Origin of the sequence: Magnetospirillum sulfuroxidans (assembly GCF_018224925.1) — a bacterium.
Taxonomy (GTDB): domain Bacteria; phylum Pseudomonadota; class Alphaproteobacteria; order Rhodospirillales; family Magnetospirillaceae; genus Magnetospirillum; species Magnetospirillum sulfuroxidans.
Map to the genome: position 1 here is coordinate 595821 of NZ_JAGTUF010000001.1, position 25884 is coordinate 621704.

The 25884-nt window shown below is 62.2% G+C and carries 25 protein-coding genes and 1 pseudogene; 17 read left to right on the forward strand and 9 right to left on the reverse strand.

The features are described 5' to 3' along the window. Window positions 1-95: 95 nt before the first annotated feature. Both mepA and KEC16_RS02800 read right to left on the reverse strand, forming a co-directional pair. Window positions 96-935 carry a penicillin-insensitive murein endopeptidase gene (mepA, locus tag KEC16_RS02795; RefSeq protein WP_211546116.1) on the reverse strand — a complete coding sequence of 280 codons (840 nt, stop codon included), beginning with the start codon at window positions 933-935 and terminating at the stop codon, window positions 96-98. Window positions 936-1014: 79 nt separating this feature from the next. Continuing rightward, window positions 1015-2130, reverse strand: coding sequence for an HD domain-containing phosphohydrolase (locus KEC16_RS02800; RefSeq protein ID WP_211546117.1), 1116 nt, complete (start codon window positions 2128-2130; stop codon window positions 1015-1017). Between the two features lie 182 nt (window positions 2131-2312). Here KEC16_RS02800 and mamU point away from each other — a divergent pair, with 182 nt between their 5' ends. The 3 genes from mamU to KEC16_RS02815 all read left to right on the forward strand — a co-directional run bounded on the left by mamU (window position 2313) and on the right by KEC16_RS02815 (window position 5768). Beyond that, window positions 2313-3224, forward strand: coding sequence for a lipid kinase MamU (mamU, locus tag KEC16_RS02805; protein WP_211546118.1), 912 nt, complete (start codon window positions 2313-2315; stop codon window positions 3222-3224). After that, complete coding sequence (locus tag KEC16_RS02810) at window positions 3215-4036, forward strand: metallophosphoesterase family protein (RefSeq protein ID WP_211546119.1); 822 nt, start codon at window positions 3215-3217, stop codon at window positions 4034-4036. The genes mamU and KEC16_RS02810 overlap by 10 nt, the downstream gene beginning before the upstream one ends. 124 nt (window positions 4037-4160) lie before the next feature. Beyond that, complete coding sequence (locus KEC16_RS02815; RefSeq protein WP_346344021.1) at window positions 4161-5768, forward strand: methyl-accepting chemotaxis protein; 1608 nt, start codon at window positions 4161-4163, stop codon at window positions 5766-5768. Between the two features lie 23 nt (window positions 5769-5791). On the opposite strand, the gene KEC16_RS02820 is transcribed toward KEC16_RS02815, so the two are convergent. Next, on the reverse strand, window positions 5792-6238 hold the full coding sequence (locus KEC16_RS02820) for a c-type cytochrome (protein ID WP_211546121.1): 447 nt from the start codon (window positions 6236-6238) through the stop codon (window positions 5792-5794). Window positions 6239-6352: 114 nt separating this feature from the next. Here KEC16_RS02820 and KEC16_RS02825 point away from each other — a divergent pair, with 114 nt between their 5' ends. Next, window positions 6353-6865, forward strand: coding sequence for a glycine cleavage system transcriptional repressor (locus tag KEC16_RS02825; protein WP_211546122.1), 513 nt, complete (start codon window positions 6353-6355; stop codon window positions 6863-6865). Between the two features lie 21 nt (window positions 6866-6886). On the opposite strand, the gene KEC16_RS02830 is transcribed toward KEC16_RS02825, so the two are convergent. Continuing rightward, a complete protein-coding gene (locus KEC16_RS02830) occupies window positions 6887-7816 on the reverse strand; it encodes an esterase-like activity of phytase family protein (RefSeq protein ID WP_211546123.1) in 930 nt (309 codons plus the stop codon). A gap of 65 nt (window positions 7817-7881) precedes the next feature. On the opposite strand from KEC16_RS02830, the gene KEC16_RS02835 reads away from it, so the two are divergent. After that, window positions 7882-8544 carry a Crp/Fnr family transcriptional regulator gene (locus KEC16_RS02835; RefSeq protein ID WP_211546124.1) on the forward strand — a complete coding sequence of 221 codons (663 nt, stop codon included), beginning with the start codon at window positions 7882-7884 and terminating at the stop codon, window positions 8542-8544. A 78-nt stretch (window positions 8545-8622) separates the two neighbouring features. Further along, on the forward strand, window positions 8623-8811 hold the full coding sequence (locus KEC16_RS02840; RefSeq protein WP_211546125.1) for a YgaP family membrane protein: 189 nt from the start codon (window positions 8623-8625) through the stop codon (window positions 8809-8811). A 68-nt stretch (window positions 8812-8879) separates the two neighbouring features. Here KEC16_RS02840 and KEC16_RS02845 read toward each other — a convergent pair whose 3' ends face one another. Beyond that, window positions 8880-11801, reverse strand: a complete 2922-nt coding sequence (locus tag KEC16_RS02845; protein ID WP_211546126.1) for a proline dehydrogenase family protein — start codon at window positions 11799-11801, stop codon at window positions 8880-8882. Between the two features lie 67 nt (window positions 11802-11868). Continuing rightward, window positions 11869-12702 (reverse strand): squalene/phytoene synthase family protein, encoded by an 834-nt coding sequence (locus KEC16_RS02850; RefSeq protein WP_211546127.1) that lies wholly within the window; start codon window positions 12700-12702, stop codon window positions 11869-11871. Window positions 12703-12780: 78 nt separating this feature from the next. Between KEC16_RS02850 and KEC16_RS02855 the strand changes: the two genes are divergently transcribed. From KEC16_RS02855 to pal, 5 genes are all read left to right on the forward strand, one after another. Next, on the forward strand, window positions 12781-13629 hold the full coding sequence (locus KEC16_RS02855; RefSeq protein WP_211546128.1) for a squalene/phytoene synthase family protein: 849 nt from the start codon (window positions 12781-12783) through the stop codon (window positions 13627-13629). Beyond that, window positions 13626-14423 carry a squalene/phytoene synthase family protein gene (locus tag KEC16_RS02860; protein WP_211546129.1) on the forward strand — a complete coding sequence of 266 codons (798 nt, stop codon included), beginning with the start codon at window positions 13626-13628 and terminating at the stop codon, window positions 14421-14423. The genes KEC16_RS02855 and KEC16_RS02860 overlap by 4 nt, the downstream gene beginning before the upstream one ends. Beyond that, complete coding sequence (locus KEC16_RS02865; RefSeq protein WP_211546130.1) at window positions 14420-15595, forward strand: hydroxysqualene dehydroxylase; 1176 nt, start codon at window positions 14420-14422, stop codon at window positions 15593-15595. Before KEC16_RS02860 ends, KEC16_RS02865 begins: the two co-directional genes overlap by 4 nt. A 102-nt stretch (window positions 15596-15697) precedes the next feature. Continuing rightward, window positions 15698-16294, forward strand: coding sequence for a superoxide dismutase (locus tag KEC16_RS02870; protein ID WP_211546344.1), 597 nt, complete (start codon window positions 15698-15700; stop codon window positions 16292-16294). Window positions 16295-16414: 120 nt separating this feature from the next. Further along, window positions 16415-16942 (forward strand): peptidoglycan-associated lipoprotein Pal, encoded by a 528-nt coding sequence (pal, locus tag KEC16_RS02875; protein ID WP_211546131.1) that lies wholly within the window; start codon window positions 16415-16417, stop codon window positions 16940-16942. A 72-nt stretch (window positions 16943-17014) separates the two neighbouring features. Here the strand turns inward: pal and KEC16_RS02880 are convergent, their stop codons facing one another. Both KEC16_RS02880 and KEC16_RS02885 read right to left on the reverse strand, forming a co-directional pair. Next, on the reverse strand, window positions 17015-17461 hold the full coding sequence (locus KEC16_RS02880; protein WP_211546132.1) for a YeeE/YedE family protein: 447 nt from the start codon (window positions 17459-17461) through the stop codon (window positions 17015-17017). Between the two features lies 1 nt (window position 17462). Next, window positions 17463-17894: a YeeE/YedE family protein gene (locus KEC16_RS02885; RefSeq protein WP_211546133.1), complete on the reverse strand. Its 432-nt coding sequence runs from the start codon at window positions 17892-17894 to the stop codon at window positions 17463-17465. A 129-nt stretch (window positions 17895-18023) separates the two neighbouring features. Between KEC16_RS02885 and rimO the strand changes: the two genes are divergently transcribed. Next, window positions 18024-19379: a 30S ribosomal protein S12 methylthiotransferase RimO gene (gene rimO / locus KEC16_RS02890; protein ID WP_249208655.1), complete on the forward strand. Its 1356-nt coding sequence runs from the start codon at window positions 18024-18026 to the stop codon at window positions 19377-19379. 170 nt (window positions 19380-19549) lie between these two features. Here the strand turns inward: rimO and KEC16_RS02895 are convergent, their stop codons facing one another. Then, window positions 19550-19930, reverse strand: coding sequence for a hypothetical protein (locus KEC16_RS02895; protein ID WP_211546134.1), 381 nt, complete (start codon window positions 19928-19930; stop codon window positions 19550-19552). Between the two features lie 122 nt (window positions 19931-20052). On the opposite strand from KEC16_RS02895, the gene KEC16_RS02900 reads away from it, so the two are divergent. From KEC16_RS02900 to KEC16_RS19940, 5 genes and pseudogenes are all read left to right on the forward strand, one after another. Then, complete coding sequence (locus KEC16_RS02900; protein ID WP_211546135.1) at window positions 20053-20361, forward strand: STAS domain-containing protein; 309 nt, start codon at window positions 20053-20055, stop codon at window positions 20359-20361. 12 nt (window positions 20362-20373) lie between these two features. Continuing rightward, window positions 20374-20740 (forward strand): annotated as a pseudogene (locus tag KEC16_RS02905) (response regulator). Window positions 20741-20767: 27 nt separating this feature from the next. Next, window positions 20768-22843 (forward strand): chemotaxis protein CheA, encoded by a 2076-nt coding sequence (locus KEC16_RS02910; protein ID WP_211546136.1) that lies wholly within the window; start codon window positions 20768-20770, stop codon window positions 22841-22843. Between the two features lie 80 nt (window positions 22844-22923). Continuing rightward, window positions 22924-23415, forward strand: coding sequence for a chemotaxis protein CheW (locus tag KEC16_RS02915; RefSeq protein ID WP_211546137.1), 492 nt, complete (start codon window positions 22924-22926; stop codon window positions 23413-23415). Between the two features lie 17 nt (window positions 23416-23432). After that, complete coding sequence (locus tag KEC16_RS19940; RefSeq protein ID WP_283091863.1) at window positions 23433-25868, forward strand: methyl-accepting chemotaxis protein; 2436 nt, start codon at window positions 23433-23435, stop codon at window positions 25866-25868. The last annotated feature ends 16 nt before the right edge of the window (window positions 25869-25884 follow it).

Consider the following 25884-nt stretch of genomic DNA (forward strand, 5'->3'; position numbering starts at 1 on the left):
AGGTGCCGCCGCGGACCCGCGTGCGGATTAGTGGCCGGGTTCATACAAGCTTGCGGCCGGTTTGGCAAGCACCGGATGCGCGATCCGGTCCCGGCTCAGCGCACCGAGGCTTCCCGCGCCCCCGGTCGGTCAAGGATATTAGCACAAACCGACGGCAAATCGGGCCGGCGCGTATTGGGTTTGTCGCGCCCGTTATCGGGCAGGATCGTCGATTTCACCAGCCACGACGACAATTCGGCGCCGCAACCGTCGCCGGCCGCCACCGCCGCCTGCGGGGTGCAATTGACGTCGCCCGCGGTGCATGTCAGCCGCACATGAAAATGTTCGTCATGGCCCCACCACGGGCGCAGCTTGCCCAGCCAGGCGCGATCCCCCCGGATTGTCTTGCAAGCCGCCGCCTTGATCGCCGGATTGACGAAAATCCGATCCACCTCGGGCGAGGCCGCCGCCAATTCCAGCACCTTCAATTGCCGGGCGCCCCAGTGGCGGGTATCCACCGCGCGCCCGCGCACCATGGAGACCGGCACCGGGTTCGACCGTTCGGCCGCCGCCAAGGGCTTGCCCGGCAAGCGAAACCAGATGTCCACATCCAAGCCATTTTGGTGGCTGCCATGGCCATAGGCCATGGGACCGCCGCGCGGCTGCGACAGATCCCCCACCAATAGCGGAGCCAAGCCCTGGTGCTGCGCTTGGCGGCCCAACTGGTCAAGGAAAGCGATGGTGCGCGGATGCGACCAAACGCGATTCCGCTGCGGTCGCAAGATTTGAAGGCCCGGCGTATTGTCGGGCAAGGCGACGGCGCCGGTCAGACACCCGGCAGCGGCGCTGCCGATGGAAGACGGCGCCGACTCCACCGGCGCGGTCAACGCCGCCCATGGGCCGGCACTCATCGGCTCGGCCCAGGCAACGCCGCCCATGGCCATAACCGCCACCATTGTGGTCACTATTCCCCTGCTCACACGCATGTTCCGCCCTCCGCCATCGGCAAAGGGGAACATGGCAGGGCATCGGGGGTCAATCAAATACGGTTTCGGCGAATCGCGCCTGGATTTGTTCGATTTCGCCCTTGTTCGACAACAAGATATCGACGCAATCGGCATCGAATTTGGTCCCGGCGTTCTGGCGCAGCAATTGCATCGCCTCGTCGTTGGTCCAGGCTTTTTTATAGGGGCGTTCCGACGTCAGGGCATCGAAGACGTCGGCGACGGCGGCGATACGCGATTCAATCGGAATCTGATCCCCCTTGAGACGGAACGGATAGCCGCTGCCATCCAAGGATTCGTGGTGATAAGCGACGATATTGCGCAGCACGTCCAGGTACGGCATGGATTTCAGACCGAAATCGCGCATCATCAGATCAATGATTTCCAGCCCCTTATCGACATGCTTTTTCATCTGCTCGAACTCGTCCTCGGTCAGCCGGCCGGGCTTGAGCAAAATGGCGTCGGGCACGGCGATCTTGCCGACATCGTGCAGTGGACAGAACTGAAACAGGAATTCGACGAATTCGTCGGTCAGACCGTAATGAGCGGGCATCTTGGTGGCGATCAGACGGGCATATCGGGCCATACGGGCCAGATGCGAGCCGGTTTCCTCGTCACGGGCGGAACTGACCGACCGGATGACCTTAACCGCCGCCTGCATCATCCGCACGGTATCAAGCTCGCGCATTACCGCCAACGAGATCAGCTCGGCATAAGGGCGCAGCCGCTGCACCACCGCCGGCTGGAAAAAGCCGGTCTCAAAGGAATTGAAGAACAAGAAGCCGTAAAAGGTCCCCTTGTTGACAATCGGCACGGTATAGCTGGAACGATACCCGGCATCATAGAGGCGGCGGGCGAATTCCCGGCCTTCATGGGCCGCCGGGGCCAGATCGTTGACGATCCGCCGCGCCCCCGTCGATGCCAATTGCTTCAACGAGACGCAATCGGCCAATTGAGCGGTAGCGCCATCCACCGGATTATCGCCATCGGAGGAATGGATGAAGGTCTTGAGCAGATCCGAGGTACCGTCATAAAGAGCAACCGCGATCCGGCTCAACGAAGCCAGCGAGCGTTCCCCCTTGATTTCATCGTGCAGGCAGATCAAACGCTCGGCAATGCCTCGGTGGACAGCGGGCAACTGATACATAATCTCGGCGTCGCCCCCATCCCCATTGATTATTATCAAAACTAGGGCACACCATACGCCTGTGCTCAACGAGGGTCAATTTAACCCCTTTCATGAAGCCCTATCCTATGCGAACGACCTATTCACTGGGGTGGAGGCCTGCCCCCCTTGACAGCCCCTTCCGTTCGCGCCTGAGATAAACCATGCGCCTTGCCCTGGTCATCAACCGCTCCGCCGGTACATTCCGCCACCTGCCGCTGGAGGCAACCGCCGCCGCCATCGGTTCGGCATTGCGGCGGCACGGCCACGTCATCCACACCGATATCTGCGGCAGGCGCGACTTGTCGACGACACTGGCCGCTTGGGCAAGGCGCGACGACGTCGATGCGGTGATCGTCGGTGGCGGCGACGGCAGCTTCCTGACCGCCATCCTGGCCGGATTAGGCCGCGACAAGCCGTTGGGGCTGCTGCCGTTGGGAACGTTGAACCTGCTGGCCCGCGACCTTGGCCTGCCCGTCGATCCGCTGGCGGCGGCGGCCTTGCTGGCCCGCTGCCGCGTCGCCGAAATCGATCTGGCCGAAGTCAACGGCCTGCCCTTCGCCATCTGGGCATCCTTGGGCATGCATCCCCGCGTGGTGCGACGGCGCGACAAACTTCAGGCCGAGGGATTGAGCAAGTGGCGGGCTTTCGCCCTGGCCGCCTTGCGGGCTTTCCGCCGCTATCCCTTGATGCAGGTCAACCTTTCCGTCAACGGCCAGACCACAACGGTAACCACCCCCATCGTCGTCATCTCCAACAATGCCTGGGCCGAAACCCCTTTGCCGCTGCCGCCGTCACGGGTCAGCCTGGATCGCGGCGAATTGATGGTCCACGTGGCCAAGACCACATCGCGGTTGGGATTGCTGTGGCTGGCCCTGAACGCCTTGGTCGGACGTTGGCGGGTCAACCGCCTGCTCGACATCTTCCGCGCCGACGAGGTGGTGGTCACCGGCCGCAAAAGCCGAATGATCCTTTCCTTGGATGGCGAAGTGACGGTTTTGCGGGCGCCGCTGGTATTTCGCAGCAACCCGAAATCCCTGCGCATTCTGATTGCGGACACCTGCCCATGCGATTGATCGCCCATTTATCCGATCTGCATTTCGGCCGCACCGATCCGGTGGTGGTCGAAGCCCTGACCCGCGACCTTGTTCAGCAAAAACCCGATCTTGTCATAATTTCCGGCGACCTGACCCAACGGGCCAAAAGCCATCAATTCGCCGAGGCCCGCCATTTTCTTGACCGCCTGGAAATCCCGGTCCTGGTGGTTCCCGGCAACCACGACCTGGCGCCGTTCTATCGCCCGCTCAAGCGCCTGTTGGCGCCACGCGCCAAGTTCCAGAAATATCTGCCCAACTTGGCCCAAGCCACCTGCTGGAACGACGAGGAAATCATCGCCATCGGCCTGGACAGCACCCGGCATTTGCGCTGGCAAAGCGGCAAGCTGCGCTCGCATCACCTTGACCGCGTCGAGGAAAGCCTGAGCAACAGCGCCGACCATCATTGCAAAATCGCCTTTTTGCACCACCCGCCCAGCACGGCGCGGTCGGGGCATCCGTTTCAGACGCTGACCCAACGGGGCGTCGACCTGATCTTGACCGGGCACGTGCACAAGGCCCATGTGGAACTGATCCATTCCGCCCAGCATGGCGCCGGTGTGCTGGTTCAAGCGTCCACCGCCTGCTCGACCCGCTTGCGCGAGGATGCCAACGGCTATGCCCTGATCCAGGTCGCCTGGCCGGAAATAAGAATCGACGTGCGGGGCTGGAACGGCTTGACCTTCCATGCCGTGCGCAGCCACGGCTTCATCAAGGATAGTCGGGGCTGGCGCGAACAGGATTGCCCCCTGCCGCATGCCGCACCGCGAAACTCGCCGATTGAAGAATACTGACGCCAATGATAGCATCACCCTCTTTGGTTGTTAATCATTGAGGTTTACCATGCCGTTGCGACTAACTAATCTGTCGATTACTCACAGAATTGTCGGAAGCGCGGTTATCGGAACCGCCTTGAGTGTGGTCGCCATCGTCGCCTTGGTGCTCTCCATCGTTTCCGACAATCTGGCCCGCCAGGCGGTGGAAAGCCAAAAAGTCAATCTCAAGGTGTTTCAGGAATTGCTGCGGGCCAAGGGCGGCGGCGGTCCGCATCTGCTGGACGGCAAGCTGGCCTGGGGCAATTATGTGGTTGATGACAACCACGAGGTGGTGGATATCCTGCGTCAGGTGATGGGCATCGGCGCTTCCATCTTCAAGGGCGATCTGCGCGTTTCCACCAACGTGCTGACCACCGAGGGCAAGCGCGGCGTCGGCACCAAGCTGGCCCAAGGCGCCATCTACGACACCGTGTTGAAGAACGGCCAATCATTCTTCGGCGAGGCCAATGTCATCGGCACTCTTTATCTGGTCGGCTATGACGCCATCAAGGACGATAGCGGCAAGGTCATCGGCGCCATGGTCGCCGGCATGCCGCGCTCGACCTTCTTTTCCATGCTGGAAGACATTCGCCTGCCGGTGATCGGCATCACCGCCGCCATCGGCGCCGTCACCTGCCTGATGATTTTCCTGATCACCCGGGCGCAGATGGCGGCGTTGCCCCGGCTGGCCCAATCCATGGACCGGCTGGCCGGCAAGGATTATGCCTCGGATATTCCCCATCTGAACCGCAGCGACGAAATCGGCGCCATGGCCCGGGCGCTGAACGGGTTCAAGACCTCGTTGCGCCATGCCGAGGAATTGGACCGGACGCAAACCGCCGAACGCGAAGCGCGCGAACGGACCCGATTGGCCATGGATAGCGCCACCCGCGATTTCGCCGCCACCATCGAACAGGTGGTCAAGTCAGTGGCGAACTCGGCTTCGGATCTGCGCGGCAACGCCCAACGCCTGTCTTCGGCCGCCGATCAGACCCTGGGCCGGTCGTCGGCTGTCGCCGACGCTTCCAACACCGCATCGGGCAATGTGCAAGCGGTGGCCTCGGCCACCGAGGAATTGTCGGCTTCCATCGGTGAAATCAGCCGTCAGGTGGCCCAGGCGACAGAAGTCGCGGTCGAGGCCGTCAACGAAGCGGAAAACACCAACGCCACCGTCCGTTCGCTGGCCGCCTCGGCCGCCCGCATCGGCGAAGTGATCAAGCTGATCAACGATATCGCCAGCCAAACCAATCTCTTGGCCTTGAACGCCACCATCGAGGCGGCGCGAGCCGGCGAAGCCGGCAAGGGTTTCGCCGTGGTCGCCGCCGAAGTCAAGGGACTGGCCAACCAAACCGCCCGTGCCACCGAGGATATCCAGTCGCAGGTGGAAGCCATCCAGCAAGAAACCACCCGAGCGGTCCGCGCCATCGCTGATATCGGCCAGACCATCAACCGCATCTCGGCCATCACCGCCACCGTCGCCTCGGCGGTGACCGAACAAGGCGCGGCCACCTCGGAAATCGCCCGCAGCGTCGGCCAAGCCTCGTCCGGCACCAACGAAGTCAGCCATAGCATCGCCGACGTCACCGCCGCCGCCCGCGACACCGAACAAGGAGCCTCGGAAATCCTGGCCTCGGCCACCACCTTGACGGGGCAATCGGAAGCGCTGCAACGCGAGGTCGATAACTTCATTCAGCGGATTCAGGCCGCCTGATCGGTCCCGATCAGCGCGACACGTCAGCGCCGATTCAAACCCTCTTGCCGTTGACGGATTTCCACCGGCCAAAGGGATTTGATATAGGCCAGCGACGCCCGGATATCGTCATCACTCAACTTGCCGACAAAAGACGGCATGTTGGTTTTGTAATCCGGTGGGGCAAAACGGGCCAGACCGTGCTTGGTCACCGCGAACAGGTATTCGTCGGCATGATGCCAGGTATGGCCACTGGCATCATGCGGCGGCGCCGGCAATTCGCCGCTGGGCAAACGGGTTCGCCAATTGGGTTCGCCCTGTAACCGAAGACCATGGCATTGCCCGCAATGGCGATCATAAACCGCCTTGCCGCGCGCCACCTGTGTCGGGTTATCGGGATCAATGCGGCCTTGTCCCTGCCACCACCAGGCCCCAACGCCGATGATTGCCCCCGCCAATCCGACGATCACCACGACACTGCCCCACCTCATGCCCGTCCCCCTTGCTGATGGCCACACTATACCCCGCCGCCCATACCCATCCCAGGCTTGAAATTGCCGTTTCTTGGCGCATCATGTTGTCGTTGCCCTGCCGGAGAAAAGCTGATGACCGCCGCGCTGATCTCGATTTCCTGCCCCGACCGCCCCGGCTTGGTCGCCGCCATCACCGGCCGGTTGTTCGATCTTGGCGTCAATTTGGGCGACAGCAGCTTCGCCATGCTGGGGGCTGGGGCGGAATTCAGCTCGGTGTGTGAGCTGCCGGCGGCCTTGTCGGTCGATGAAGTGCGGGCCGCGCTGGCCGCGCTGGCGGAACTATCCCAAGCCCGGATCGACGTTCGCCGCTTCGAACTGGATTGCGCCCCTGGCGTACTGGGCCGCATTACCCATCGGGTCATCGTCTCGGGCGGTGACCGCCCCGGTCTGGTCGCCCGTCTAAGCGAGGTGTTCGGCCAATTCAGCGCCAATATCGTGCGCATGGACGCCCAGCGGGTGCCCGAACAAGACCTGTATGTCACCCGTTTTTCCGTCTGCATCCCCGAACGGGCCGCCGCCTGTCTGGCCACCATCACCAACACCGCCGGCGAATTGCACCTGTTCAGCCACATCGAAGAGGTTTAGCCCAAAGCGAAAGCCTCCCCCTCAGGGCAACAGCACCGTCAACATCAGGGTCGATTGCAGCGGGTTGAAATTGTCATCGGAAAGAATGGTCGCGACCAAACGGCCGTCGGCACGGGGGCGCACGGCCAGGGCTTCGAAATTGTCGACGGCCAAGGGTGGCTCCAGCACCACCAATTCCTCCCCTTCCAGCCGACCGCCGCGCAGATCGGCGGCGGCGATCCGCCGTAACCGCATCGCCGGGCCGCCCGGCAAGGTATAACGGCGTTCCAGAACCAGCACGCCGCCATCGGGCAAAGCGGCGGCGGCAGTGGGACGAAAACGGCCGTGATGGGGAAAATCAAGGGATTGCCACTGACCGGGCCGCCCAATCCAGGCCGGGGATGTGGCGGCGTCATCTTGTCCCTCGGCGATCAGCAGCAACCGGCCATCCCCCAGGCGGGTCATCGACTCGATGCCTTCATTGGCGCCAAGAGCCTGGGTTTGCGTCGCCAACGCCACGTTTTCCCAGCCTTGCGCCAAATCAGCGCCATAGCGCCAGACCCGGTGGCGGCGCTCGAACGCCACCAGCCAATTCCCGTTGCCGTCAGCGGTGATGTCTTCGGCATCGCCCTCGGCCTTATCGCTGCCGACGCCACCCAGACGGCCCCCGCGCAAATCGCCCACCGCTTGCGGCCGGCCCAAGGCATCGACGTGAACGGCAAAGCGCAACCACGACCCGGTATCCGAGACCGCCACGATCTCGTCAGCATCCCAGGCAATGCCGGAAATGCCGCCAAACCATGATTGCGGCGCGGTCAAGCGCCACAGCCCCAGAACCTGGATTTTGCCCACATCGGTCATTTCCGGATTTTGTCCCGACAGCGGCAACGGCGTGGCGACAAGGGTTTCGTCCCCACGGGCCAGACAGCCGGCGGGCAAGAACAGCAGCAAGAGCAAGATGATCGGACGCATGCCGCCATATTAGCATTCATTCTTGCGGCTGGCATCCCCTTCGCGCATGCGGCACAATGGCGATCATGAATGCTGAATTCGCCACCACCTTCCCGCAATTCACCCGGCTGGATCCCGAATCGGCCCAGATTCTCACGGCTGCGGCCCGCGTCGTCACCTTGCCGGCCGGTACCGCCATTTTTCACGACGGCAGTGCCTGCGCCAATTACGTGCTGGTCATCGACGGTTCGGTCCGGGTGCAAAAAGTCGCCGAAAACGGCCGCGAAATCGTGCTGTACCGGGTGGAAAGCGGGCAATCATGCGTGCTGACCACCAATTGCCTGATTTCCCACGGCGATTATGCCGCCGAAGGCATCGCCGAGACCAATGTCAAGGCGCTGATCCTGCCGGCCATGGCCTTTCGCACCTTATTGGCCCGATCCGAGCAATTCCGCGATTTCGTCTTTTCCGCCTATGCCGCCCGCATCTCCGACCTGTTGCTGCTGATTGAGGAAGTCGCCTTTGGCCGCATCGACGTGCGCTTGGCGGCATGGCTGCTGCATCATAGCGCCGGCGACGGCAACATAAAATCCACCCACCAGGACCTCGCCACCGAATTAGGCACGGCCCGCGAAGTCATCAGCCGCCAGCTCAAGGAATTCGAGCGGCGGCATTGGGTTACCCTGCATCGCGGCCGGGTCGAGGTGATTAATCGCGATGGGCTGGGGTCTTTGCGCGATTCTGTGTGACCTAGTCACCGAATGATAGGCGGAACAGGGCTATAACCCCACCATCAATTGGTTTTGCCCTTTCGGAGTCTTCGACCCATGAACAAGAATGTTGGCGGTATTGACCGCATCCTGCGCATCGTCGTCGGTCTGGTCCTGATCGCCTTGGCCGTGACCGGCACTGTCGGCGTCTGGGGCTATATCGGCGTGGTGCCGCTGCTGACCGGCCTGATCGGCTGGTGCCCGGCCTATCTGCCGTTGGGGATCAAGACCTGCAAAACCCCGTGACAACCGCTTTGTAAACGACGGTTTACAGTCGGGAAACCCGCTGAAAGCTTGGCTTTCAGCGGGTTTTTTCATTTCCGCCGACACAACAGATCCACATTGCCGCCCCGTGCCGTGACATTGATGCTGGTAACTATTTCTGTTGCGTAACGAAGCAGGGTGAAAGGTCCGCCGGATTTCGGCCCAGTTCCCGAAAGTCCCATTCCACCGAACGGCTGACATCCAACCATAGCGCCTGTCATCCCTCGGTTGACATATATGTTGCCGATTCGAGCCTCTTTGCCAATTTGTTGGCATAGCGTATCGATACGCGAATGAATCCCCAGCGTCAGCCCGTGGCCATTTTGACGCAGCCACGTCAGAACCAGGGGTAATTGATCGCGCCGCCAGCGCCGAACCTGTAACAAGGGACCAAAGGATTCATGCGTCGGCAGATGATCCCACCCGACCTCATAGGCGGTGGGGGCCATGAAAACGCCCGTTTCCGGCACCGCCCCAGTGAACAGCATACGACCGTGGCTGGCCAGGGCGCGCTGATCGGCTTGCAAGCGGGCCAATGCCGCGGCGTCAATCAACGGTCCCATGTCGGTGGCCGGGTCCAAGGGATCGCCCAACCGCATTTGCCCGGCCATGCCGGCCACCAGATCCAAGACGCTGTCGGCGATTTCTTCTTGCACGAACAAAAGACGTAAGGCCGAACAGCGTTGCCCGGCCGCGCCGAAGGCCGAGGCGACGATATCGGCCGCCGCCTGTTCGGGCAAAGCCGATGAATCGACGATCATGGCGTTGACGCCGCCGGTTTCGGCGATCAACGGCACCAGCGGCCCCTGCCCCTGGGCCAAAATGGCGGCGATCCGGCGGGCGGTGGCATGCGAACCGGTGAAAGCGATCCCAGCTATTCCCGGTTGTCCGACCAGGTCGGCGCCAAGATCGGCACCGCCAAGGACCACGGCCAACACCGCCGGGGGCACCCCGGCCCGGTGCAACAAGGCAGTGGCGGCAATCGCCATCCTTGGCGTTTGCGGCGCCGGCTTGGCCACCACGGTGTTGCCGGCGGCCAAGGCGGCGGCCACTTGGCCGATGAAAATGGCCAAGGGAAAATTCCACGGCGAAATGCAGACAAATACCCCCCGCCCTCGGATCTCCAGCTGATTGGCTTCGCCGGTGACAGCGGGCAGAACCAGCGCATGGACACATAACCGGCGGGCTTCGGCGGCGTAATAGCGCAGAAAATCAACGGCTTCGCGGATTTCGGCGATGGCGTCGACCCAAATCTTGCCGGCTTCGACGATGGCCAGATGCAGGAAGGGTTCGGGCTCGGCTTCCAAGAGATCGGCGGCGCATTCAAGCATATCCGCCCGTCTTGCCCCGCCCAAGCCATCCCAGCCGGCGAATGCGTCAATAGCTTGGTTGACAATATCCTGCGGGTCGCCCGCCGGAATTTCCACATCACCGCAAGAAAGCCCCGCAAGCCTTTGCTGCATATGGGATATTGTTTCGCCATCGCAAAGATCGCGGCCAAGCGACAAACGACGTTGCGGCGAAAAGATCATCACCGGCGGCGCCAGCCGGCTTTCGTCAACCGGCGCATTGACAACATCTTCCGGAGCCACCCGCGGATCAGCCGCCAGATGGACGAACGAGCTGTTGGCGCCGTTTTCCAACAATCGCCGCACCAGATAAGGCAACAGATGACAATGGCGGCCGACCGGGGCATAGACCCGACACGATCGTCGGTCCAACATGGGCCGGTAAACCGCCTCGCCCATGCCGTGCAGGCGCTGAAACTCCCAATCCTGGCGCTCTCCGGCCAAGACGTCGATGGCGGCGATGGTCGCGGCGTTGTGGCTGGCAAAGGCGGATTGGATCAGATTTGGCGCCGCCAGCATGGCCTGGGCACAGGCCAGATAAGACAGATCGGTGGCCGCCTTGGTGGTGAACACCGGGTAATGGGGCAATCCACGCTCCTGTGCCCGCTTGATCTCGCTGTCCCAATAAGCCCCTTTGACCAACCGCACGCTCAGCCGGCAGTGAAAGTGCCGGGCCGCCGCCGCCGCCCAGTCGATCACCCCGATGGCCCGCTTCTGATAGGCCTGAACCGCCACCCCCAAGCCATTCCAGCCAGCCAGGCCCGGCGCGGCCAGCACCGCTTCCACAACGTCGAGGGATAAATCCAACCGATCAGCCTCTTCGGCATCAATTGTCAACCCAATGTCAACCGCCTGGGCCGCACGGCACAAATCCACTACAACCGGCACCAGCTCGGCCATTACCCGTTGTTTCTGCAAGGGATGATAGCGCGGATGCAAGGCCGACAGCTTGACCGACACCCCCGGACCACTCAGCGGCCCCTGCCCCGGCGAAGCCGCGCCAATGGCGGCGATGGCCGCGTGATAGGAAGCCCGATAGGATTCGGCTTGGCCGGCGGTGCGGGCCTCTTCCCCCAGCATGTCGAAAGAATGACGAAATCCGGCCTGATCGGCGGCGGCGGCACGCCGCAAGGCGGCCGCGATAGTTTCGCCCATGACGAAAATACCGCCCAGACGGCCCATGCCAAATTCAAGCGCCTGCCTGATCGGCCATTGCGCCAAATCCAGGCCAACGCCACGCCGCGCCAATGTCAATGCGATACTTGACAAATTGACCACTGCCGAGTCGGAATGGCCGCGATGCCCATCCCACTGCCCGCGCTCCAAGGTGTCGGCGATCATTGCATCCTTGGTCGCGGCGTCGGGGATGCGCAACAGCGCCTCGGCCAAGCCCATCAAGGCCTGACCGTCGGCGCTGGACAGGCTGTATTCCAGCAAGAACGCTTCGATTTCACTGGGACCATGCGCCCGCGCCGCCGCGATCAAGGCCAAGGCCTTACCATGCATGGCCTGCCGCATTTTGCGCGGCCATTGGCAAGGACGCCGCAGATATTCAAGGCATTCCGCCTCGTCCATGCGGTGCAACAGGCGAATATGGGCGCGGCACTCGGCAAGACTGGCCATGGGCTTTCCCCTGGAGCGATTACCCCATGGAAATCATGTGAGAGGGCCGCGGCGTTCCGGCAAGGGGTCAGAAACGTCCGAGCAGGGCGGCCATGGCCAAGCGAATGGGCATGGGTTGCGGGCGAAACGAACGGGAATCGAAAACATCGCCGCCCAAGGCCCGCATCCGCCGGCCATAAGCCGCCGCCAACACCGCCGGCAGCAAGGCGGCAATCGCCGCCCGTGGCGCCTTGTGCCGGCGGGCTTGGACTAGTTGCTGCTGGACCACGCTCAGCAAGTTCATCACCACGGCGGGCAAGGCCGCTTTGTCGGCCTTGGCCGCCGCGACCATCTCGGGCTCCAGCCCGGCGGCGCGCAGCGCCTCGACCGGCAAGGTCATCCAGCCTTGCGCCAGATGAAAGGGTAAGGAACGCAACAGCCCGGTCAACGCCCAAACGGTGCCGACCGGCTGCGCCGCCGCCGCCTCGTGCCCCAGCACCAGGGCGGCCAAATGGGTCAAGGCCCCCGAAGTGTCTTGGCCGTAAGCGTGCCAATCGGCGATGCTGGCAAAAGGAACGGCGTCGAAATCGCGTTCACGCCCCTCCAGCAGCCGGTGAAAATGCGTCAATGGCAGTTGACGCGATTCGATCAGTCTCAGCAATTTACCGCCGACCGGATGGCGCAACGCCTCTTCCCGCCGCGTCCCTTCGACCACATCGCGCCACCATTGCAGACGGATCATCCCGGCCAGCGGCTCACGCACCTGCGCCCGGATCTGGCTAAGCTCCAGGTTAAAGGCGTACAGCACCCACAAATCGGCCCGCCGTTCGGGCGGCGCGAACATGGCGGTAACGAAACGATCGTGGTCGTGACGGCGCAGGCTTTCGCCCAAGGCGGAAAGATCAGCAAGATCATCAAGCAAAGCGGAATTTCCCTGTGGGGCAACGATGGATTGCCATATATAATCCTTCTCTGTCGCAACACCAATGGGAGGACGCCCATGGCCCGAGCCGTCGCCGTTCCCCTGCCCGCTTCGGCCGGCAAGCATGCGGGGGACGAGAATTTTCCCGTCGCCTCGTTGCTTCTCAGCCCCACCTTGCGCCCCCAGGTGTTGGCGTTTTATCGCTTTGCCCGCGCCGCCGACGATATCGCCGACAATCCCGCCCTGGATGGCGAGGACAAGTTGATGCAGCTTGATGATTTCGACCGTGGCCTGGGGGGATTGTCGGGGGCGCAACCGGCCTTGGATCTGCACGCGGCTTTAGGCGGCAATTCCCGTCTGCTCGGCCATGCCGCCACCTTGCTGCATGCCTTTCGCCGTGACGCCATGGTCAATCATTGCCGGTCATGGTCCGATTTGATGGCCTATTGCGCGTGTTCAGCCGCTCCGGTCGGGCGCTTTTTGCTGGATTTGCACCATCAGCCGGTGAATTTGCACGCACGCGCCGACTGCCTGTGCTGCGCTTTGCAAATTCTCAATCACCTGCAAGATTGCGGTGACGATTATCGCACGCTTGACCGGGTCTATCTGCCGGCCGATTGGCTGGCCGCCAGCGGTTTTCCGCTGTCCCAGCTGGCACAGGACAAGGGCGGCGCCGCCTTGCGCCATGTCATCGACCTGATGCTTGATCGGGTCGAGATGCTGATCGACCAGGCCGCCGGTCTGCCGGCGGCGATGACTGATCGCCGCCTGGCCATGGAAACCGCGGTGACGATCGAGGTCGCCCAACGCCTTGCCGCCCTGCTGCGGCGCCACGACCCCCTGACCAGACGGGTGCGCTTATCCCCCCTGGCCTATGCCGGCGCGCTGGTCCGGGGCGTCATCAAGGGATTGCGGCCGACGGCATGACCTCTCGATCCTCGTTTTATTGGCCCATGCGGTTGCTGCCCCAGGCCAAGCGTCAAGCCATGTTCGCCCTGTACGGCTTTTGCCGGGCCGCCGACGATATCAGCGATGGCGCCGATGACATTGCCGTCAAGCAGGCCAAGCTGACCACCTTGCGCGCCGCCTTGGCCGCCTGGAGCCAAACCGGGATCGCCCTGCATCCGGCCGTTGCCGCCCTGGCTCCGTTCATCCGACGCTTCGACCTGCCCGTCAGCGAATTAGAGCTGTTGCTGGACGGCATGGAAACCGATGTCAATGCGCCATTGACGGCTCCGGCGCGGCGGGAATTACGCCTGTATTGCCGCCAAGTCGCCGGCACCGTCGGCATTTTGGCCATCCACATCATGGGCCGCCCCGATGCCGGAACCTTTGCCTTGGCCTTGGCCGAAGCCCTGCAATTGACCAATATCTTGCGCGACGTTGCCGAGGATGCGCGCCACGGCCGCCTTTATCTGCCGCACGAAGACCTGCATCAGGCCGGGATCATCACCCCAAGCCCGCGCGCCGTGCTGACCCATCCGGCATTGCCCCGGGCCTGTATGATCTTGCACCAGGCGGCCGAGGAAAAATTCACCGAAGCGCAAGCCGAATTGGCCCGCGTCGGCCGGCGGAACTTGTGGCCGGCGGTGGCGATGATGGCCATCTATCACGCCTTGCTGCTGCGCCTGCCCCGCCGCGACTGGACGACGCCGCCGCCCCGCCTGGGGCATTGGCATCGATTGTGGATCGCAGTTGGGGCGGCCATTCGCTTGGCATGACCGCAATCTTGCACATCGTCGGCGCCGGATTGTCCGGGCTGGCCACCGCCGTCGCCGCCAGCCAAACCGGCCACAAAGTCCGGCTGTACGAAGCCGCCGGCCATGCCGGTGGCCGCTGTCGGTCCTTCCATGATCCGGTTCTCGATCGGGTCATCGACAACGGCGCGCACCTTGTCTTGGGCGTCAACCGCAATGCCTTGGCCTTTGCCACCGCCATCGGCGGCATCCAGGCGATGGACGCCCTGCCCGCCCACATCGCCTTTGCCCATCTGCGCCAGGGCTGGCGCCGCACGGTGACCCCCCGGCATATGCCCGTCAGTCTGGCCGAAGCCTTGCGCGCCTGCCGACCATGGATCGGCCAAAGCGTGACCGTGGCCGAACATCTGGGCCACCGCCAAGGCTTCGCCGATTTCTGGCAACCGCTTTGCTTGGCCATCTTGAACACCGCCCCGCAACACGCCTCGGCCCAATTGTTCGCACGGGTGTTGCGCACGATCTTGCTGGCCGGCAAGGATGGATTGCGGGGCTATGCCTTTCCCCACGGCCTCAGCGCCGCCTTGATCGATCCGGCCCTGGCCTTGTTGCGCCGAAACGGGGGGGAAATCCACTTTCACCACCGGCTGACCGCCATCAGTCAATCAAAGTTGACATTCACCCCCAATGACATCCCCTTGACCGCCGCCGATCGGGTGGTGCTGGCGCTGCCGGCATGGGTAGCGGCGGATTTCGTCCCCCAACAGATTCAGTTACCAACCGAAACAATCGCCAATGTTCATTACCGCTTGGCGTCGGCACCGGATATCCCCAGCCCCTTGGGCTTGCTTGGCGGTGTCGGGCAATGGCTGTTCGTGCGCGACGATGTCGCCTCGGTGACCATCTCCGCCGCCATTGCCGCCCCCGATCCTGTCGCCCTATGGGCGGAAATCGCCCCGCTGCTGGGGCAAGAGCCCCCCATCCCCCCCCATCGGGTCGTGTGGGAAAAGCGCGCCACCTTGTCGCACCGCCCCCATGTCCTGAACCATCGCCCTGGTACGCTCAGTGGTCTTGAAGGGGTGTTTCTGGCCGGCGATTGGCTGGCCTCGCCATGGCCCTGCACCATTGAATCCGCCATTTCTTCTGGCCTGATGGCCGCGCGGGCGGCGTTGGGTCGCGACGATCTCCGATTCTCGTGATAGGATTTTGCCACTTCACATTCGCGCCGCGCCTCCCTATGTTGTGCGGCAGGTTTAGACATTTTCCAAACTATCCTTCAACACTATGCATAAGAGGCAATGATGGCTTTCGAGCTTCCCCCGCTTCCCTATGACAAGACCGCCCTTGAGCCGCATATCTCGGCCAACACGCTGGACTTCCATCACGGCAAGCACCACAACGCCTATGTCACCAACCTGAACAATCTGGTCAAGGACACCGATCTGGCGACCAAGTCGCTGGAAGAAATCATCCTGATCGCCGCCAAGGATTTGCCGGCCAAGCAGGGTGTTTTCAACAACGCCGCCCAGGTTTGGAACCACACCTTCTTCTGGAATTGCCTGAAGCAGGGCGGCGGCGGCAAGCCGACCGGCACCGTTCTCGCCCGTATCGAGGCTGATTTCGGTTCCTACGAAAAGTTCGCCGAAGAATTCAAGAACGCCGCAATCACCCAGTTCGGTTCCGGCTGGGCCTGGCTGGTCGAAGAAAACGGCACGTTGAAGATCACCAAGACCGCCAATGCCGATCTGCCCCTGGCCCACGGCCAAAAGGCGCTGCTGACGGTGGATGTGTGGGAACACGCCTATTATCTGGACTTCCAGAACCGCCGCCCCGACTTCGTCCAGACCGTTTTGGACAAGCTGGTGAATTGGGATTTCGTCGCCGCCAACCTGGGTTAAACCCCAAGTTTGATGCGACCGCGAAACGGCCCTTCCCTTTCGGGAGGGGCCGTTCCATATTTCCGCCACGTTCCATGGCGATCATCGCCAGTCGGACTCACTTTCCTAGGGGACATGAACATGCGTCGTCTCGCTGTTTCTTTCACCGCTCTGACCGCTCTTTTGGCCGTCGCTGCTTGCTCTGACACCGCGCAGCAGACCGGCGGCGCCACCGGTTCGGGCTCTAATGTCGGCTCCAACACCGCGCAGCGCCCCACCGGCAGCGTCATGAGCGAGGCCGAGCGCCTGGCCCAGATGCAGCGCGAATTCCAGACCTCGGTCGGCGACCGCGTCTATTACGGCACCGACAGCCACGCGCTGAACGCCGACGCCAAGGCCACCTTGGACCGTCAGGCCGCCTTCTTGCGCCGCTATCCCGCCATCATGCTGCGCATCGAAGGTCATGCCGACGAACGCGGCACCCGCGAATACAACTTGGCGCTGGGCGACCGTCGCGCCCAGTCGGTCAAGGAATACCTGTTGGCTCAGGGCGTCGCCTCGGGTCGTCTGGCGACCTCGACCTTGGGTAAGGAACGCCCGGAAGCCATCGGCTCGAACGAGCAGGCCTGGGCCCAGAACCGTCGCGCCGTCAGCGTCATCGCCCAATAAAGGCGGTCCGTTTGAAAGAAAAGCCCGGAACCATCGGCTCCGGGCTTTTTCTTTTGTCATTCTGACGAAGACTTATCCGCGCTGGGGGGCACCGGCTTGCGCCGCCGATCCCTGTTCCAGCATTTTCCACAATGCCATCCCCGCCACCATGGCCAAGCAGAACCATAAGGCCTGATATACGCCGCCGCCCGCAGCCAAGATGGCGGGGCCAGGACAATATCCCACCAAACCCCAGCCCAGGCCAAACAAAGCAGAGCCGACGAACAGCCGCGCATCCAGGCTTTGGCTGGTCGGGATTTGATAATGTACCGCGCAAAGCGGGCCGGACCGGCGCAGGCACCAGCGATAGCCCAAAGCCGTCACCCCCAAGCCGCCAGCCATGACCAGGGCCAAGGTCGGATCCCACAGGCCGAACAGGTCGAAAAAACCAAGAACGCGGGCCGGATCAGCCATGCCCGACAGCAACAGCCCTCCCCCGAACAACAGACCCGCGGCAAAGGCCGACAACAGGCGCTTCATCTTAGCCCCCCCACAGATGACGGCTGGCGTAAACGGTGAGCCCACACACCAGCATGAAGGTGACGACAGCGGCCAGCGACCGTATGGACAGCCGCGACAGACCGCAAATGCCGTGCCCCGAGGTGCAGCCATTGCCCATGCGACTGCCGAAACCGACCAGGAAACCAGCCGCCAGCAGCACCGGCAAACCAAGATCGACGGCCGGACCCTTCAGGCCGCCGACCAAACCGGCACTCAGCGCCGGCACCAGCAGACCGGCGACAAAGGCCAATCGCCAGGAAGTATCGGGATCACGCGCGCCATTCAACAGCCCGCCCAAGATGCCGGCGATCCCCATGATGCGGCCATTGGCCAGCATCAGCAGCACCGCCGCCGCTCCGATCAGCATGCCGCCGGCCAGTGCCGTCAGCGGTGAAAATTCCGCGATAACCATTCGCGTGCCCCCATGAGCGAAGCCAGAAACAGCGGGGACTAATTTAGCATCCGCAGCAAAACGTCAATGAATGTTTGCGCATAGCTTGAATCTGGCGGCAGAAGCGGCTACTTCGTGCATCAAATCCCCTTGCCCGTAAGGAGCACCACCATTCCCAAGATCGGCATCGTCAGCCTGGGTTGCGCCAAGGCCCTGGTTGATTCGGAACGCATCCTCACCCGTTTGCGCGCCGAAGGCTACGACATCTCGGACAGCTATGACGGCGCCGATGTGGTGGTGGTCAACACCTGCGGCTTCCTTGACACCGCACGGGCGGAATCGCTGGAAGCCATCGGCGAGGCCATGAACGAAAACGGCCGCGTCATCGTCACCGGCTGCATGGGCGGCGAGGAAGATCTCATCCGCAAGGCCCACCCGGATGTGCTGGCGGTCACCGGACCGCACCAATACCAACAGGTGGTTGACGCCGTGCATCAGGCGGCGCCGCCCGAAAGCTCGCCGCTGCAATCGCTGGTGCCGCCGGAAGGCCTGCACCTGACGCCGTCGCATTACGCCTATCTGAAGATTTCCGAGGGCTGCAATCACCGTTGCAGCTTTTGCATCATCCCCGGGATCCGTGGCGATCTGGACAGCCGGCCGGCGGCAGAGGTGCTGGAAGAGGCCGAGCGTCTGGCCATGGCCGGAATCAAGGAAATCCTGGTCATCAGCCAAGATACCGGCGCCTATGGCCTGGATATCAAATACGCCGAAAGCCAATGGCACGGCCGCCCGGTCAAGGCGCGGCTGACCGAACTGGCCGAAGCTTTGGGCGATCTTGGGATCTGGACGCGCCTGCACTACGTCTATCCCTATCCCCATGTGGACGAGGTCATTCCGTTGATGGCGGCGGGCAAGATCCTGCCGTATCTGGATATCCCGTTCCAACACGCCAGCCCGAAAATCCTCAGGGCCATGCGCCGCCCGGCCGATCACGAAAAGCTGTTGGAACGCATCAAGGGCTGGCGCGAAATCTGCCCCGATCTGGCCATCCGCTCGACCTTCATCGTCGGATTTCCTGGCGAAACCGAAGAGGATTTCGAGTTTTTGCTGGAATGGTTGGAACAGGCCAAGATCGACCGGGTCGGTTGTTTCAAATACGAAAATGTCGGCGGCGCCGCCGCCAACACCTTGGCCGACCATGTGGACGAAGACGTCAAGGAGGAACGCTATAACCGCCTGATGGAAGTGGCGCGGCAAATCTCCGACGAAATTTCCAGGGCCAAAATCGGCAAAACCATCGAAGTCATCATCGACGAAGTCGACGAAGACGGAGCCTTTGGCCGCTCATGGGCCGACAGTCCCGAAGTCGATGGCACCGTCTATATCAACGGCCAAACCGACGCGCAACCGGGTGATCTGGTCATGGTCGAGATCGAAGAAGCCGAGGATTTCGACCTGTGGGGCCGCATTGTCGGCCCGGCGGCGCAGCGTCAGCGGAAATACTGATAAACGCCCACCCGCAAATAGCTTTCCATGGCCCTGACAACAAAAGAGGCCATGGAAAGCGGAGCTAATGAGCAAACGGATGGTTGCGGCGGGAGAAACAGGCTGACATCAGGCTGAGCAAGGGACGATGACCTCATCCCCTGCCATCCAACCACGCTTCCCGCAAGCAACTAATGCCGCGTCAGCTTTTTGATGAAAATCCAGAAGGTTCCCAAAATCGGGCTGGTTTTCAGGTGAATGCGGACCTTGTAAGCGAGGTTTTCAACCGCGCAATCAAACACCACATTCATGCCGTCGCCATCGACGCCGCGCCGGAATTCCTCGGCGATCATCGACGCACCGGCCCAAGGGGCGATCTGGGCGAAGAATTTGGCGCCGCCCTTCGACGCCGCCGCAGGACCGCGATCCCCCGGTTCGGTATCGATATAGCTTACCACCGCGCCATCGCGGTCAAGCTCCGCCGCGCCGAAAGGCAGACGCTCCACCTCGGCGACGGATAAACGAAGAAGCGGATTTTCCGGGTCGTCTTGCGCAAATGCAAAGACGGTCATATTCCAAGGCCCGGCCTGTGTCGTGATTGTTGGCATGTTTAGTTCTTTTGGCCCTATTCCCAAGTCAGGAATTTGACGTATTATCGTTCGTGGGTCCACAGGGAAAACGCGGTTACACTTTTATGGAAATCAACGAGCAGAATGGAAGACTTGTAATTGAACTGCCGGCTGTGCTTGACCTGCCGGCCGCAGCCGAGATTCGTGATTTGCTCATTGATGCCGCCGCCCGTGACACTGCCGCCGACGTTATTCTTAACTTTCATAACGTTGACCGCATTTCAACCGCCGCCATTCAAGTGACCTTGGCCGCCGCCGCCGCTCTGCGCCTCGCCGCTCGCCGGCTGGAAGCCGAGGCGGTAAGCCCGGCTGTGGTCGATGCCTTCCGCAATCTGGGCCTTGCGTCCGATCTTGATCAACTTTTAGACACCTGACAGAGGATGAACATGGCTAAGTGCGTTCTGGCCGTCGACGATTCGAAAACCATGCGCGACATGGTGTCGTTTACCTTGCGCGGCGCCGGCTACACCGTCGTGGAGGCCGAACATGGAATCGCCGCCCTGAAGGTGCTGCAAGGCCAGAAGGTCGATGTCATCATCACCGATGTTCAACATGCCCGAAATGGATGGCATCACCCTGGTGCGCCGTGTTCGCGGCCTGCCCAGCTATACCGGCACGCCCATTCTTATTCTGACCACCGAAAGCGATCAGAGCAAAAAGGACGAGGGCCGCTCTGCCGGGGCCACCGGCTGGATCGTCAAGCCGTTCAGCCCCGACAAACTGTTACAGATCGTCGCCAAGGTCTGCCCCTGAGGTCGCCTTAGTTTAAGGAACGACGAAATGTCAGACGATCAAGGCTATGATCTGTCACAATTCAAGGCTACCTATTTCGAGGAATGCGCCGAGCTGTTGGCCATGGCCGAGGAAACCATCGCCCGCCTGCAAGAAGGCAGCGGCAGCGACGAGGATTTGAACGCCGTTTTCCGTTGTGTCCACTCCATCAAGGGCGGCGCCGGCGCTTTCGCCTTCGACGATTTGGTTAATTTCGCCCATGTGCTGGAAACCGCGCTCGATCACCTGCGTTCGGGCCGGGTGGCGCTGACCCCGCACATGGCCGACCTGATGGTGCGCGGCAACGACGTCTTGGGCGATTTCGTTCGCGCCGCCCAAGCCGGCACGGCCTTGCCGCCCAATCACGGCGCCGATATCTTGGCGCAACTGAACACCCTGATCGGCGGGGAACAAACCACGCTCAAGCCGGTTCTCGCCACGCCGCCAACAGCACCGCCCGCCAGCGCCGAAGCCGCTAAAACCTTCCATATCAGCTTTCGCCCCGCCCCGGACATGCTGCGCACCGGCAACGACCCGTTGTTGATGTTTCGGGAATTGGCCGGTCTGGGCGATTTGTCGCTTGTGGTCGACCGTTCGGCCTTGCCGCAACTGACCGAGATGGAGTCTTCGCGCTCTTATCTGTCGTGGAATGCCACGCTGGTCACCAGCAAGGGCCGCAACGCCATCGACGAGGTGTTCGAATTCGTCGCCGGCGACACCGCCGAAATCATCATCACCGAAGGCGATGCCGCCGCCGCTTTTGTCGGTGAAGCCGAGGAAGGCGAGGGTTGGGGCTTGTTCGCCCCCCCGCCCGTCGAAACCCATCCTGTCGCCCCCTCCGCCCCCGCCCAAGCGGCCAAACCGGCGGGCACCGCTCCGGCCGCCGGCGGCGATGCCGTGCATACGGCGTCGATCCGCGTCGATCTGGACAAGATCGACCGCTTGGTCAACATGGTCGGCGAACTGGTCATCACCCAAGCCATGCTGGGACAACAGGCCAGCGGCTTCACGGTCGAATCCCACCCCGAGCTGATCCAAGGCTTGCAGGAACTGTCGCATCACACCCGCGAATTGCAAGAAAACGTCATGGCCATCCGGGCACAACCGGTCAAGGCGCTGTTCTCGAAGGCGCCACGTCTGGTGCGTGATCTGTCGGGCAAGCTGTCCAAGCAGGTCCGCTTGGTGATGAGCGGCGAGAACACCGAGGTGGACAAGACCGTTATCGAGCAATTGTCCGATCCCCTCACCCACCTGATCCGCAACGCGCTGGACCATGGCATCGAGACGCCGGAAGAACGCATGGCGGTGGGCAAACCGGCCGAAGGCACCATCCATCTGGGGGCGGAACATCGCTCGGGCCGCATCTTCATCCAAATCCAAGATGACGGGCGCGGCATCAACCGCGAACGGGTGCTGGCCAAGGCCCTGGAAAAAGGGCTGGTCGAGCGTGGCCAGCAACTGACCGACGAACAGATCGACATGCTGATCTTCGCGCCGGGCTTTTCCACCGCCGCCGAGGTTTCCGACGTTTCCGGCCGGGGTGTCGGCATGGACGTGGTGCGCAAGAACATCCAAGACGTCGGCGGCCGCGTGGTGGTGCAATCCACGCCGGGGGTCGGGTCGCGTTTTATCTTGTCGCTGCCGCTGACGCTGGCGGTGATGGATGGCATGCTGGTGCAAGTCGGCGGCCAGCGTTACGTGCTGCCGCTGACCAATATCGTCGAATCATTGCGGCCGACGGCGCAACAGGCGCGCTCGCTGGTGGATGTGGGCGAAGTTCTGACCATTCGTGGCGAATACATCAACCTGATGCCGCTGCATGCCATTTTCGGCATCGAAAACGCCATCACCGACCCGACCAAAGGCTTGGTGGTGATCGTCGAGACCGAAGGCGGCGAGCGGGTCGGCCTGCTGGTGGATGAATTGCTGGGTCAGCAGCAAGTGGTGATCAAATCGCTGGATTCCAATTTCCGCCCGGTACAGGGCATTTCGGCCGCGACCATTCTGGGCGATGGCCGGGTCGCCTTGATTCTTGACGTTAGCGCCTTGCGGCAAATGGGGGCCTTGGCCCTGGCGGCGCAATAGCGTTCCGTTTGCCGTGAAAGCAATGGCCTGTGGCCGTTGCCGTTTGAAACCTTGGTCTGTATTTGCCAGAGGGATGGATTATGCAGAACGCTGCCCCCGCACCCGAAGTCCAAACCGGAGGGACGCGCCAATTCATATCGTTCACCATCGGTGACGAAGAATACGGCGTCGATATCATGGCCATCCGCGAGATCAAAGGCTGGACGGCTTCGACCGAATTGCCCAATACCCCCCAATATATGCGCGGCGTCATCAACCTGCGCGGCGCCATCGTGCCTATCTTCGACTTGCGATCACGCTTTTCCGGCGGTCTGACCCAAGCCTCGGCGCGACATGTCATCATCGTCGTTTCCGTGCATGACCGGGTGATTGGCATCCTGGTCGATGCCGTCGCCGACATCATCACCGTTTCCGCCGCCGACATCCAGCCGGTGCCTGAATTGGATCATCACGATCATTCGGGCTTTCTGACCGGCTTGGTCACTGTCGATGGCCGCATGGTCGCCCTGCTCGACCTGCATCAGTTGTTCGATATCGAATTAGTCGCCGACGCCATTACCGCGGCCGCGTGATTCAAGGGGAAATTATCATGTCGACCAAAACTTCCGGCCTGACGGTCAAAGGCCGTATCTACGGCGGCTTCCTGCTTATCCTGGCCTTTTTGGCCGCGGTCGCCGGAGTCAGTTTCTTCGGCTTTTCCACCGCGGAAAAGGGCACCAACGACCTGAGCTTCGTTTCGGGCGCGACCCTGCGCGTGTCTCAAATCGAGCGCGAAGTGGTCGGCATACGCCGCAACGCCTATCTGTATGCCGACAGGGGCGACAAGGCGGCGCTGGACCGCATCCACGAATTGGAACCGTCCTTGCGCAAGAACCTGAAGGACGCGCTGGCGGCGACCGTCAGCCCCGAGCGCAAGGCCTACCTGGAACGGATGACCCTGCTGTTCGAGCAGTACATCAACAATCTCAATCGCGCCGTCGAACAAAAAAATCGGCGTGACGAGGTTTACAGCGTCAGGCTGGTCCCCATCGCCAACGAGCTGACCAAGGCCTTGTCGGGCCTTCTCGACGCCACCTTGGCCGCCCATGACATGGAAACCGCCGCTCTTGCCGGCAAGGCGCAGGAACAGATGTTGCTGATGCGCATCCAGGCGCTGCGTTTCGTCGATAACCCGACCCAAGCGGTGATCGACACCTACAAAGAGCAATTCATCGTCGCCACCCGGACGATCAAAGCCCTATCGGACAGCGAAAAAGACGCCGAACACCGCAAGGTCATCGATTTCGTTCGCGACAATCTGCCCAATTACGACCGCCTGTTCCTGGAAATGGCCCAGTTCACCATGCAGGTGGACAATCTGGTCAATAAGGAAAACTCGGTCCTGGCCTCGGAATTCTCTGATCTGGCGGCCAAGACCAAGGCGTCGCAGCAGGCCTATATGAACGAGATCGAACATTCGACCGTGAACAGCGTCCAGGCGCAAAAGCTGACCGCCACCATCGTTTCCATCGCCGCCATCGGCCTGGGCCTGCTGTTCGCCTGGCTGATCGCCCGTTCGATCCTGACCCCGATCGGCGCCATGACCGGCGCCATGGGCGAACTGGCCGGCGGCAAGCTTGACCTTACCGTTCCGGCATTGGAGCGGACCGACGAAATCGGCGCCATGGCGCAAGCGGTGCAGGTGTTCAAGCAGAACGCCATCGACAAGGTGCGCATGGAAGAGCAGCAGCGCGCCCGCGAGGAAGCGGAACGCCAGGCCGAAGCGGCGCAACGGGCCCGCGAGGCGGCGATCGTCGCCGAAGTGGCGGAAGTGGCCAAGGCGGCATCGGAAGGCGATCTGGATCGCCGTATCGATCTGACCGGCAAGGACGGCTTCCTGCTCAACCTGTGCGAGGGCGTCAACAATCTGGTCAAACTGACCGGGATCGCCCTGACCGATGTCGCCGGCGTGCTGTCGGCGGTGGCCCGCGGCGATCTGACCCAGCGCATCACCAACAATTACAACGGCCTGTTCGGCCAGTTGAAGGGCGACGTCAATCAGACCGCCGACAAGCTGTTTGAAATCGTCACCAACATCAACTCGTCGGCCGGTCAGATCGGTTCGGCCGCGTCGGAAGTCGCCGCCGGATCGCAAGATCTGTCCGAGCGTTCGGAGCAGCAAGCCAGCGCGCTTGAAGAAACCGCCGCCTCCATGGAAGAACTGGCCGCCACCGTGCGCCAGAATGCCGCCAACGCCCAGCAAGCCAATCAATTGGCCGCCGGGGCCCGCGAAGTCGCCGCCGGCGGCGGTCAAGTGGTCTCCGACGCCATCGACGCCATGGGCCGCATCGAAAGCTCCAGCCAGAAGATCGAGGATATCGTCGGCATGATCGACGAAATCGCCTTCCAGACCAATCTGCTGGCGCTGAACGCGGCGGTCGAGGCGGCACGAGCCGGCGATGCCGGCAAGGGCTTCGCCGTCGTCGCCCAGGAAGTGCGCAATCTGGCCCAGCGTTCGGCCCAGGCCTCGAAAGAGATCAAGGGGCTGATCGCCGAAAGCTCGACCCAGGTGCGCTCTGGCGCCGATCTGGTCAAGGGCGCCGGCAAGACCCTGGAAGACATCCTGGGCAGCGTCAAACGAGTGGCCGATATCGTCTCTGAAATCGCCGCCGCCTCGTCGGAACAGGCCAGCGGTATCGACCAAGTCAACGCCGCCGTCAGCCAGATGGACGAAATGACCCAGCAAAACGCGGCCTTGGTGGAAGAATCCGCCGCTGCCGCCCATGCCTTGGAAGACCAGTCGCGCGAACTCAATCGCCTGATGGGCTTCTTCCATACCGGTGAAGCCGCCGCTGCGGTTGAGCAGGCGTCGTTCCGCCCGGCGGCCAAGCCGGCGGCCAAACCCGCCGCCAAGCCGGCCATGAAACTGGCGGTCAAGGCCAAGCCGGCCCCGCAACGCGGCCATCTGGCCAAGTTGCAGCAAAAGGCGGGGGCTCCGTCGCCGACACCGACTGCTTCTAAAGATGAAGATTGGGCTGAATTTTAGTATGCTTACAAAATCC